This is a genomic window from Gordonia sp. p3-SID1431, from assembly GCF_025143765.1.
GTDB lineage: Bacteria > Actinomycetota > Actinomycetes > Mycobacteriales > Mycobacteriaceae > Gordonia > Gordonia hongkongensis.
The window spans coordinates 26,246-37,634 of the sequence record NZ_JAMBDT010000045.1 but is presented as its reverse complement, the minus strand read 5'-3'; the positions used below and the strand labels follow the sequence as shown (position 1 = coordinate 37,634).

The window sequence follows — 11,389 nt, the reverse complement described above, 5'->3', positions numbered from 1 at the left end:
CGCGACGCATCTCACCAGGACCCTTCGTGACGGCCTCCGCAAGCTCCGGCCTCCTCAGGGAGCAGTAGTAGGGCTCGCCGCGAGCACACAGGTTTCTTTCGTAGTCCAGGACGGCCGTCAGGCCGCTGGTACTGAGGTGCGAGGAGCGCCTAGCGACGAGCCCCACGAAGGGCAGGCGTCCGTCGTCAGACGGGCGGGTGCAGCGTCGCGGCCCGGACCACGGCGAGAGCCGATCCGGACTCCTCGAAGAGGCGCCGCTGCCGAGAGGCCCCGTTGCCCTGCAGACGCAGCCGGTCCAGCGTCTGTGCGACGCCGTCCCGCTCGCCGAGTCGGTCCAGTGCGGGTGCGAGCACGGTGAGTAGCTGCTCGACCCGCGTCCAGACCGGCACCAACGCGCCGGTCGTCGGGTCGAGCGCACGCCCGTCGACGCCGTCGTGGGCGGCGATCCAGTACGCGGCCGACAGCAGCGCCGGATCGAGGTCCGCGGCCGGGAACCGCCGGTCCCCCGCGCGCAGGTCGTCGAGGGCGGTCATCACCGCCGCACGGACGAGGGTGGCGAAGGTCTGCGTCTCCTCCACCCGCATCTGCACGTCCCCGACCCGCACCTCGACCGTGGGCAGGTGATCCGACGGCCGAGCGTCCCAGTACAGCATGTGCGGGTCGAGAATAGTGCCCGTGGCCACGAGGAGTTCGACCGTCTCGGCGAAGTGTTCGGCCGACCGCAGGTGCGGTGGCGGTCCCGCCGCCGGCCATCGCGACCAGAGCACCGAACGCCAACTGGCGTGGCCGGAGTCGGCGTCGCGATAGATCGCCGAGTTCGCCGACAGCGCAAGCAGTATCGGTAGCCACGGGCGCAGGCGATTGCACACCGCGACGGCGGTGTCGGTGTCCGGGACACCCACGTGGACGTGACAGCCGCTGATGCCCTGTTCGTGGGCCAGCATGCCGTACCGCGCGGCGATCGCCCGGTAGCGGCCGGTGTCGGTCACCGGAAACGACTCGGGCACGCGTGGCGGCACCCCGCAGGCGACCACGTCGACGCCCACGTCGTCGGCGGCCGCCGCCAGGATGCCCGGCAGCCGGTGCAGGTGGTCGCCGATCTCCTCACTCGTCGCCGCGGTCGGCGTGGCGATCTCCACCTGCGACGAGGTGAGTTCCAACTCGAGGTCGAGGCCGCGCGCGGATGCCGCGGCCGCCACCTCGCGGTTGCTCCCGACCGGCCGTCCGGTCTCCCGGTCGACGAGGACGAACTCTTCCTCGACCCCGAGGGTCGGCGCCGGAATGCCCCGGAAATCCCCGCCCGCGGAACCGTACTCGTCGTTCACACGGAGAAAATGCCCAGCGGCGGCGTCGGTCAAACGGGACGTCAGTCCTCGGCGCGGCTCTCCGCCGGATCGGGTGTGTTCTCGATCGCCCGGTCCAGGCCGGGACCGGCCTGCATGCCCGAGACCGTCGCGGTGATCGACCGGGCGAGGTCCTGCGCGGTCAACCCGAGATCGCCCAGGATCTCGTTGCGCGAGGCGTGTGCGATGAACTCCTGCGGGATGCCCTTGATCTGTACCGGTACCAGCACCTCCGCCGCCGACAGCGCGGCGGCGACCGCGGACCCGACGCCGCCGCTGGTGCACCCGTCCTCGAGCGTGACGACGAGCCGGTGGCGGCGCGCGACCTCGACCACCGAGGTGGGCACCGGCAGCACCCAGCGCGGATCCACGACCGTCGCATCGATTCCCTGACGGGCCAGGCGTTCGGCGGTGTCGACGGCCAGCCCGCAGAAGGCACCGACCGCGACGATGAGCACATCGCCGCCCGCCGGACCGAGGTCCCGGTCGGCGCGGTGCAGCACATCGACACCGTCGTCGAGCCGCTCGACCGCCCGGATGTCTTCGGGGACAGCACCTTTGGAGAATCGGAGGGCCGTGGGGCCGTCGGCGACGCCGAGTGCCTCGTCGAACTCCTCGCGCAGCCGGACGGCGTCACGCGGTGCGGCGACCCGCAGGCCGGGCACCATCGCCATCAGCGAGAGATCCCACATGCCGTGGTGGCTGGGGCCATCGGGTCCGGTGATGCCGGAACGGTCGAGGACGAGCGTCACCGGCTGCCTCAGCAGCGCGACGTCCATCAGCAGCTGATCGAACGCGCGGTTGAGGAACGTCGAGTAGATGGCGACGACCGGATGCAGTCCGCCGAGCGCGAGACCGGCCGCCGAGGTCATCGCATGCTGTTCGGCGATGCCGACGTCGAACATGCGGTCCGGGTAGCGTTCGCCGAAGGGGGTGAGTCCCGTCGGCCCGGGCATCGCCGCGGTGATCGCGACGACGTCGGGACGGTTGGCGCCGGCGTCGAGCAGTGCGGCGGAGAACACGGCGGTCCAGTCCTGGGGTGAGACGCTCGTGGGCCGGCCGGTGACCGGGTCGATGATGCCGGTCGCGTGCATGAGGTCGGCGACGTGGTTCTCGGCGTGGGCGTAGCCCATGCCCTTGCGGGTCACGGTGTGCACGATCACCGGGCCGCCGAAGTCGCGGGCCTGCCGCAGCGCCGACTCGACCGCGTCGATGTCGTGACCGTCGACGGGCCCGACGTATTTCAGTCCGAGATCGGTGAACATCGCCTGCGGGGCCAGGAGGTCCTTGAGCCCGCTCTTCATCCCGTGCAGGACGGCGTATGCCGGCTCCCCGACGACCGGCACCTGCTTGACGACGCGGCGACCCTCGTCGAGGAACTTCTCGTACCCAGGTTGCAGGCGCAGCCCCGACAGGTGGCTTGCGAGTCCGCCGATCGTCGGCGCATACGACCGACCGTTGTCGTTGACGACGATGACGACCCGGCGGTTGCAGGCGGCGATGTTGTTGATCGCCTCCCAGCACATGCCGCCGGTCAGGGCGCCGTCGCCGACCACCGCGACCACCGTGCGATCCGGCTGACCGGTCAGTTCGAAGGACTTCGCGAGCCCGTCCGCATACGACAGCGCCGCCGACGCGTGCGAGGACTCCACCCAGTCGTGGTCGGACTCCGCGCGCTCCTGGTAGCCGGTGAGCCCGCCGCGCTGGCGCAGCTGATCGAAGCCGTCTTTACGTCCGGTGACGATCTTGTGGACGTAGGACTGGTGGCCGGTGTCGAACAGGATCGGGTCCGACGGGGAGTCGAAGACGCGGTGGATTCCGAGGGTCAACTCGACGACTCCGAGGTTCGGTCCGAGATGTCCGCCCGTGGCTGCGACCTTCTCGATCAGGAACGTCCGGATCTCGGCCGAGAGGACCTTCATCTCCTCGTCCGACAGCGGCCGGAGATCGGCCGGCGAGCTGATCCGGTCGAGCACACCCATCGTTTCCTCCATCACCGGCGTGACGCCAGGTCGGCTGTCGAGCCGGAGAACGTCCGGCACATGTCTGGTCAGTCTACGGAAGCATTCGTCGCGAGCCCGATCGACGGATGGCCGACACGTCGGGATCCCGGACCCCGCGAGCGCGCGTCGCTCAGCCGGCGGCGGCCGGAACGAGGCAGGCCACCGCCTCCACGTGGTGCGTCAGCGGGAATGCGTCGAAACCGCGTATGTCGACGACACGGAATCCGCGCGCGGCGAAGTATCCGAGATCACGTGCGAATCGGGCGGCGTCACAGCCCACGTGGACCACGATGCCGGGCCGGGCGTCGGCGATCGCCCCGATCACCCGTTCCCCGGCTCCGGTACGCGGGGGATCGAGGACGACGACGTCCGGCCGCGCGGTGAGGTCCGCGATCCGGGCCGCGACCTCCCCGCGATGGGTGTGCACCCGATCGCCGTCGCCGGCGAAGGCCCGCTCGGCGGCGTCGAGTGCGGCCGGATCCGAATCGACGATGTGCACGGTGTCCGGCGCACCGGCCGGGCCGTCGAGCAGTGCACCCGCGAACACCCCTGCCCCGCCGTACAGATCCCACGCCACCCGCGTCGGTCTTCCGAGATGCGCACCGACGAAGTCGACGACGGTCTCCGCATAGGTCCGCGGCGCGTCGCGGTGCGCCTGCCAGAATCCCGCGACGGGAATGTCCCACGACCGCCCGCCGACCCGCTGGACGGCCGTCGCCCCACCTTCGACGACCCGCTGGGCACGAGGCCGTGCGTGCCGGGCGCGGTTCTGCTGCGCCCGGCGCCGGCTGTCGGCGCGGCCCCGGCGCGGCTCCGCCACGGGCGCGAGTTCGGTGATGTGGCGCGCGCCGTCGGCGTCGAGCACGACGGCGAGTTCGGAGTGCGGGGTGAAACCGCGGTTCGCGAGTCCGTCGAGCATTCCCGGGGCGGGCTGGACGCAGGCCTCGGTGACGACGCCGCGGCCGCGGAACGCCGACTGCCCCGGGCGCCCCCGGCCGTCCACGGCCAGGCGGGTCCGGATTCGCCACCCCGTGTCGGCGTCCCCGAGACGCCGGACGCCGTCGGTCGCCAGCTCGGTGCCGGCGACGATCTCGCCCGGTAGACGACCAACGCGATCCAGGACATCGAGCAGCACAGCCTGTTTCAGGTCCCGCGCGTGATCGGGTGCCACGTGCGCGAGATCACAGCACCCGGCCCCGGCCGCAGCCGCCGGACACCGCGGCGCCACCCGATGCGGCGAGGCGTCGAGCACCTCCGCCACCTCGGCCCGCCAGTACGAGTCGTGCCGGTCGTCGGTGATCTCGGCGACCACCCGTTCGCCGGGGATCGCCCCGCGGACGAACACGACGGGGCCGTCGGCGCGGCCCACGGACTCACCGCCGTTGGCCGGACGGTCGACGGTCACCTCGACCCGGCGCGGTGTTGCCGGGCCGCTCACGGTCGCCGTTCGGGTTCGCCGAGTGCACGGCGGGTCTCCCCCGGCGCCCAGTACGCGCGGTCTTCCTTGCGCCGGTCCGACGAGGTGAGCTGCCACGGCACCGAGGTCACCATCACGCCGGGCTCGAACAGCAGCCGGCCCTTGAGGCGCAGCGCCGACTGGTTGTGCAGGATCTGCTCCCACCAGTGCCCGACGACATACTCCGGGATGAACACGGTCACGACGTCGCGCGGCGACTCGCGCCGCACCCGGCGCACGTATTCGATGACGGGCCGGGTGATCTCGCGATAGGGCGAGGCGATGACCTTCAGCGGGACGGTGATGTCACTGGCCTCCCACTCCGAGACGAGCTTGCGGGTGTCGCGGTCGTCGACGTTGACCGTGATCGCCTCCAGGACGTCCGGACGGGTGGCCCGCGCGTACCGCAGGGCCCGCTTGGACGCCATGTGCAGGCTGGACACGAGCACGATCGAATGCGTGCGGCTGGGCAGGACGGCCTCGTCGTCGTCCTCGGCGCGGTCGAGTTCGCGCTGCACCGACGCGTAGTGGTGATGGATGAGTTTCATGATCACGAACAGCGAGACCATCGCGATCACGGCGATGTAGGCACCCTCGGTGAACTTGGTGATCAGGACGACGACCAGGACCGTCGCGGTCATCACCAGGCCGACCGTGTTGACCACCCGGGACTGCATCATCCGACGCCGCGCGCTCGGGTCGGTCTCGGTACGCAGCAGGCGGGTCCAATGCCGCACCATGCCCGTCTGGCTCAAGGTGAACGACACGAAGACGCCCACGATGTAGAGCTGGATCAGGGACGTCACCTGCGCGCCGAACGCGACGACGAAGATGATCGCGGCGATCGCGAGGAAGAGGATGCCGTTGCTGAACGCCAGGCGGTCGCCTCGGGTGTGCAACTGGCGCGGCAGGTAGCGGTCCTGCGCGAGCACCGAGCCCAGCACCGGGAAACCGTTGAAGGCGGTGTTCGCGGCCAGTAGCAGGATCAGCGCGGTGACGGTGGCGACGAAGAAGAATGCCGGCGGGAACGAGTCGAAGACGGCGTGGGCCAGCTGGGCGATCATGGCCTTCTGCTGGTAACCCTCCGGCGCCCCGATGAGGTCCTGCTCCGGGTTCATCACGTACTTCGCGCCGATCTTCTCCGCCAGCAGCACGATGCCCATCAGCAGGGTGATGGAGAACGCGCCCAGCAGCAGCAGTGTCGTCGCGGCGTTGCGCGACTTCGGTTTCCGGAAGGCCGGCACCCCGTTGCTGATGGCCTCCACCCCGGTGAGCGCCGCACAGCCCGAGGAGAACGACCGGGCGACGAGGAACATCAGCGCCAGCCCGGTGAGGTTGTCCTGTTCGGGCACGATGCCGAAGTCGGCGGTCTCGGAATGGATGTCCTGACCGAGCACGTAGATCTCGGTGAACCCCCAGATGAGCATGCCCAGGACACCGATGATGAACCCGTAGGTCGGGATCGCGAGCACGGCCCCGGACTCCTTGATGCCACGCAGGTTGACCGCGGCGAGCAGCATGATCGCGCCGACGCAGAACCACACCTTGTGCTCTTCGACGAACGGGATCGCCGAACCGATGTTCTCCGCCGCCGACGTGACCGACACCGCCACCGTGAGCACGTAGTCCACCAGCAGGGCGCTGCCGACGGTCAGGCCCGCGTTGGGACCGAGATTGACGGTCGCGACCTCGTAGTCGCCGCCACCCGAGGGGTATGCGTGCACGTTCTGGCGGTAGCTCGCGACGACCACGGCCATGACGACGGCGACGGCGATCGCCACCCAGGGCGTGAACGCCAGCGCGCTGATGCCGGCGACGGACAGGACCAGGAAGATCTCCTGCGGCGCGTACGCCACCGAGCTCATCGCGTCGGAGGCGAACACCGGCAGGGCTATCCGCTTGGGCAGCAGCGTGTGACCGAGCGTGTCGCTGCGGAAAGGCCTGCCAAGCAGGAGGCGTTTCGTCGCGACGGACACCTTGGAGACGGTGGACACCAGGCAACCCTAGAGCGTTGGCGCCGAGGCGGGTAGGTTCGACTCGCGGCAGACGAGCCGCGTGTGGAGAGGAATGCCGTGCAGGTGGTCATCATGGGTTGCGGGCGGGTCGGATCCGCGCTCGCGATGTCGATGCAGAAGCGCGGACACGACGTCGCGATCATCGATCGGGATCAGAGCGCGTTCGTGCGGCTGAGTCCCGACTTCGCGGGCCGCACGATCACCGGGGTCGGGTTCGACCGCGAGATCCTCGTCAAGGCGGGCATCGAGCACGCCGACGCGTTCGCCGCGGTGTCCTCCGGGGACAACTCGAACATCATCTCGGCGCGGGTGGCCCGCGAGACCTTCGACGTCGAGCGCGTCGTCGCCCGGATCTACGACGCCAAGCGCGCCGAGGTGTACGAGCGGCTCGGGATTCCGACGGTGGCGACCGTCCCCTGGACGACCGAGCGATTCGTCTCGGCGCTCGGCGAGACGACGACGATGGAGTGGCGTGACCCGTCGGGTTCGCTGGCGATCGCCCAGATCGACGTCGACGACTCGTGGATCGGGATCTCGGTCGGCAAGTTCCAGGAGCAGACCGGCGCGCGGGTGGCCTTCCTCAGCCGTGTCGGACGTCCGGTTCTCCCCGAGGCGAAAACCGTTCTGCAACAAGATGATGTGGTCTACGGAGCGGTCATGCTCGACAACCTCAAGAACGCCCGTGGCGTCGCCGCGCGGCCGTTCACCCAGAACGAGTCCGGATGACCCGGGCCGAAGGAGTCCCGAAGTGAAGGTCGCCATCGCCGGAGCCGGCGCGGTCGGGCGCTCGATCGCCCGCGAACTGCTGGTGAACGCCCACGAGGTCACGCTCTTCGAGCGCAACGCCGGCCACATCGACACCGACGCCGTCGTCGGCGCGGGATGGGTGCTCGCCGACGCGTGTGAACTCGCCAATCTCGAAGAGGCGCAACTACAGACCTACGACGTCATGATCGCCGCGACCGGCGACGACAAGGCCAACCTCGTCGTGAGCCTGCTCGCGAAGACCGAGTTCGCCGTCAACCGGGTCGTCGCCCGCGTCAACGACCCGCGTAACGAGTGGCTGTTCGGCGAGGACTGGGGCGTCGACGTCGCCGTCTCGACCCCGCGCCTGCTCGCCTCCCTGGTCGAGGAGGCGGTGTCCGTCGGCGATCTGGTCCGGCTGATGACGTTCCGTCAGGGGCAGGCCAACCTCGTCGAACTCACCCTGCCGTCGAACACTCCCCTCGCCGGCAAGCCCGTCCGGAAGCTGGAACTGCCGCGCGACGCCGCGCTCGTCGCGATCCTGCGCGGCGGCCGCGTCATCGTCCCGCAGCGCGACGACCCCATCGAGGGCGGCGACGAACTGGTCTTCATCGCGCCCACCGAGGCCGAACCCGCCCTCTATGAGGCTATGCAGATCGCGCGGTGACGTCCGCGTCCGGCGGGGTGCCGGCGCGCGCCGCCTCGGCTCGCTGCGCCCGGCGGACCAGGAGGATCGTCGCGAGCACCACGAGTGCGGTCAGCGGCCACCCCATCGCGATGCGCGCGAACGCCAGCCACCCGGTGGCCCCGTCGTCGTACAGTTCCGACTGCGTGAGGTAGCGCGCCGCGAAGAGCACCGCCCACAGCGCGGTGGCGATGTCGTAGGCGCGGAGGATGGACCGCTGCTTGCGCCAGCCGGACCCCTCGCCGTTGATCAGATGCCAGGCCACCCCGATGAGGGGCCACCGCACCAGGATCGAGACGGCGAACACGATCGCATAGACGAGGGTGCTCCAGATCCCGAAGAGGAAGTAGCCCTTGGCATCCCCCACCCGGTCGGCGATGAAGACACAGATGGCGACGCCGAGCAGACCCGAGATCGCGGGGGTCAGGGGTTCGCGGCGCACGAGCCGTACGACGAAGAGCAGCGCCGCCACGCCGAGAGCCGCGTAGATGGCGGTCCGGAGGTCGAAGAAGGAGTTGACGGGGACGAACACCACCACGGGCACGGTCGAATAGACCAGGCCGGAGACGCCACCGATCTGTTCGAGCACCGTGGGCGCCGCCTGCTCGGGTGCTGACTGTCCGGGTGCCGACGGTTCGGCGTCCGGCTGTCTCGAGGCCGGATGCTCGGGGACCGGACCGGTCACTCGTCGACGCCGTGCAACTCGTAATAAGGGTTGTAGATCACCTTGTGGCCGTCCTGCTCGGCGAGCCGGCCCCGGACGGTGACCTTGCGGCCGGGCTCGATGCCGGTGATGCGGTTACGGCCCAGCCACTTCAGCATCACGATGTCGGAGCCGTCAAAGAACTCGGCCTTCACCCCCGCCTTGGCCGACCGCGAACAGGTCTCGACGGCACGCAGTTCGCCGTGCATGGTGACCTCGTCACCGCGGCAGCACTCGGATGCGCGCTGAGCGCCTGTCGCCTTGGATTCCTCGGCGATCTTCTCTGCGTCGGCGTCACCGAGATCTTCGGTCAGCCGACGGGTCAGTCGTTTGAGATAGCCGGCAGTGGGCATCTCGACCCTCCCAATGGATTTCGGCCGGCACCGCAGGGCTGTACAGAGCGGTGTCCGTGGGTCGCCGAACGAGTGATCGGTGACCTGCCCGCCAGCGTAGACCTCGGCCTCGGCCAGTGACAACGTCGGCGACCGCGGGGCCATTCCGTGGTCGCCGGACCCCCGCTGTCCAGGTCTGCGCGGGGGCCTCGGGACACCTTAGTGGTGTGTCTCAGAAACAGGCGACTGGTCTCCGCCGTTCGATCGGCGTCTGGCCGCGTTGTCGTCGGTCGAGATAGCTCCGTTATCCCTCCCTCCTCCGCCTTGCCAGACCACCGATCGCTCCACCGGACACCGGCCGCCTCTTTTCGAGACACACCACTAGGGGATGATGCCCTGATGCCTGGCACCGACGGTCCGCACCGCCCTCGCCCGACGGCTCTCGTCGGCATACCCGGAACGGGTTCCGACGCCGATCACGTCACCCGTTCCTTTCAGCGCGCCGCAGCTGACCTGGAGGTAGAGCTCATCGCGCTGGACCCGACGACGCCGTTGATCGACGGCCACCTCCGCGGGCTGGAGCGGGCCGCCGGAGCCCACCGCTCGATCCTCGTGGGCGGGGTGTCGATCGGAGCCGCGATCGCGCTCGAGTGGGCCCTGCGCGACAACGGCCGACGCTGCGCCGGGGTGCTCGCCGCGCTGCCGGCATGGAGCGGCGACGCCCACTCGGCACCCGCGGCCGCGAGTGCCGGCGCCACCGCCGATGCGCTCGAACGCGACGGACTCGAGGCGACCATCGCGGCGATGGCGAGCAGCAGCCCGGCCTGGCTGGCCGCGGAACTGACCCGGTCGTGGCGGGGTCTGCACCCGGGCCTCGCCGGCATGTTGCGCGAGGCGGCTCGTCATCGGGCGCCGACGCCGGCCGAGATCGCCGGGCTCACGGTGCCGCTGGCCATCGTCGCGGCCGCCGACGATCCGGTCCACCCCATCGCCGTCGCCCGCGAATGGCGTGCTGCCGCACCGCGATCGACGCTCGTGGAGATCACGCTCGACGCCTGGGGCCACGATCCGGGTGTGCTGGGAGACGAGCTCCGGGCCGGGCTTGTCGAACTCACCGACCCGCCGGGGTGATCGGAGCCTGGTGTGGCCGGAGCTTCAGCGGCGGCGGCGGAAGCGCTGCATCGCCGAGCCCGACGACGGCGGCAACGGCTCCTCGTCGACCTCGGGATCGGCGGGAGCCGCGGACTCCACTTCCGGGGCGGCGGCCGCCTCCGGCTCGTCGCGGTAGGCGTTCTCCCCGTAGACGGTGGCGTGGGCGACCTGATCGAGCGCACCCCCGGCAACGGGTACCGAATCGTCGGTCGCGTCCTCGGTGGACGCGGCACCCGGGCCCGCGTCCTGTGCGGCGGGGTTCGGGGCGGTGGGGTTCTGGGCGGAGGGGTCCGGGGATTCCTGTCCGGCCGGGGGGCCGGCGAACATCTGCTGCTGGGCGGCCGCGACCTGCTCGGCGAGCACCGGCGGCAACACGACGGGCAGCGGATCCCGCGGGGGGAACGGCTCGGACCCGCGTCGGACGACCGTCTCGGCCAGTACGGCGCGGCTCAACCGTGCGAGGTCGTCCGCATGCTCGGTGGGCCCGCTGCCCACGCACCGGACGAGCCAGCGCGGGCCGTCGACCCCGATGAACCGGTGGGTCGCACCGTCCGTCTCGGCGACCACCTCACGCCCCCAGTGCCCGTCTTCGACACTCGTGGCCGCGCCGTCGTCGCGGAGGGAAGCGGCCAGCTCACGGACCACCTCACGCCACATCCCGGGGGACTTGGGTGCGGCGAAGGCGCTCACCGAGATCCGGCCGATGGGGGTCACCAGATACACGTTCTGCGGCTGGTGGGCCTCGGACATCTCGACGGTGACCTGTCCGCCCTCGACCACCGGGACCAGCACCGATCCGAGGTCCAGATGGGAGTTCTCGAGCTCTTGCGGCCGGGTCGCCAGTGCGTCGATGTCGTAGGGGCCGCGCGCCTGACCGACCCGCAGCTCCTCTGATCCGTCCTGTGCCATCGCGTCACTCCTCGTTCGTCACCGCCGGCGACAACGATCCGCCGGAC

At 70.4% G+C, this 11,389-nt stretch carries 10 protein-coding genes; 3 read left to right on the top strand and 7 right to left on the bottom strand.

The genetic code is table 11. The features are described from left to right. Positions 1–185 precede the first annotated feature (185 nt). The 4 genes from M4D77_RS13185 to M4D77_RS13170 all read right to left on the bottom strand — a co-directional run bounded on the left by M4D77_RS13185 (position 186) and on the right by M4D77_RS13170 (position 6,796). Positions 186–1,325 carry a glutamate--cysteine ligase gene (locus M4D77_RS13185; protein WP_259936382.1) on the bottom strand — a complete coding sequence of 380 codons (1,140 nt, stop codon included), beginning with the start codon at positions 1,323–1,325 and terminating at the stop codon, positions 186–188. Positions 1,326–1,366: 41 nt separating this feature from the next. Then, on the bottom strand, positions 1,367–3,325 hold the full coding sequence (gene dxs / locus M4D77_RS13180; RefSeq protein ID WP_259936381.1) for a 1-deoxy-D-xylulose-5-phosphate synthase: 1,959 nt from the start codon (positions 3,323–3,325) through the stop codon (positions 1,367–1,369). Between the two features lie 151 nt (positions 3,326–3,476). Next, a complete protein-coding gene (locus tag M4D77_RS13175; RefSeq protein ID WP_259936380.1) occupies positions 3,477–4,784 on the bottom strand; it encodes a class I SAM-dependent RNA methyltransferase in 1,308 nt (435 codons plus the stop codon). Next, complete coding sequence (locus tag M4D77_RS13170; RefSeq protein ID WP_159370689.1) at positions 4,781–6,796, bottom strand: APC family permease; 2,016 nt, start codon at positions 6,794–6,796, stop codon at positions 4,781–4,783. The genes M4D77_RS13175 and M4D77_RS13170 overlap by 4 nt, the downstream gene beginning before the upstream one ends. A 78-nt stretch (positions 6,797–6,874) precedes the next feature. On the opposite strand from M4D77_RS13170, the gene M4D77_RS13165 reads away from it, so the two are divergent. Together M4D77_RS13165 and M4D77_RS13160 are read left to right on the top strand one after the other, a co-directional pair. Next, the gene (locus M4D77_RS13165) at positions 6,875–7,543 is read left to right on the top strand and encodes a TrkA family potassium uptake protein (protein WP_259936385.1); all 669 of its coding nucleotides are present in this window, start codon (positions 6,875–6,877) and stop codon (positions 7,541–7,543) included. 22 nt (positions 7,544–7,565) lie between these two features. Beyond that, positions 7,566–8,228: a TrkA family potassium uptake protein gene (locus tag M4D77_RS13160; RefSeq protein WP_065628889.1), complete on the top strand. Its 663-nt coding sequence runs from the start codon at positions 7,566–7,568 to the stop codon at positions 8,226–8,228. Here the strand turns inward: M4D77_RS13160 and M4D77_RS13155 are convergent. Further along, positions 8,209–8,835 carry a DUF3159 domain-containing protein gene (locus M4D77_RS13155; protein ID WP_259936384.1) on the bottom strand — a complete coding sequence of 209 codons (627 nt, stop codon included), beginning with the start codon at positions 8,833–8,835 and terminating at the stop codon, positions 8,209–8,211. The two genes, M4D77_RS13160 and M4D77_RS13155, sit on opposite strands and share 20 nt — an antisense overlap. A gap of 92 nt (positions 8,836–8,927) precedes the next feature. Next, the gene (locus M4D77_RS13150; RefSeq protein ID WP_004018839.1) at positions 8,928–9,302 is read right to left on the bottom strand and encodes an OB-fold nucleic acid binding domain-containing protein; all 375 of its coding nucleotides are present in this window, start codon (positions 9,300–9,302) and stop codon (positions 8,928–8,930) included. A gap of 378 nt (positions 9,303–9,680) precedes the next feature. Here M4D77_RS13150 and M4D77_RS13145 point away from each other — a divergent pair, with 378 nt between their 5' ends. Next, positions 9,681–10,412 (top strand): alpha/beta fold hydrolase, encoded by a 732-nt coding sequence (locus M4D77_RS13145; RefSeq protein ID WP_259936379.1) that lies wholly within the window; start codon positions 9,681–9,683, stop codon positions 10,410–10,412. Between the two features lie 24 nt (positions 10,413–10,436). Here M4D77_RS13145 and M4D77_RS13140 read toward each other — a convergent pair whose 3' ends face one another. After that, positions 10,437–11,342, bottom strand: a complete 906-nt coding sequence (locus M4D77_RS13140) for a DUF3710 domain-containing protein (protein ID WP_259936378.1) — start codon at positions 11,340–11,342, stop codon at positions 10,437–10,439. Positions 11,343–11,389: the final 47 nt, after the last annotated feature.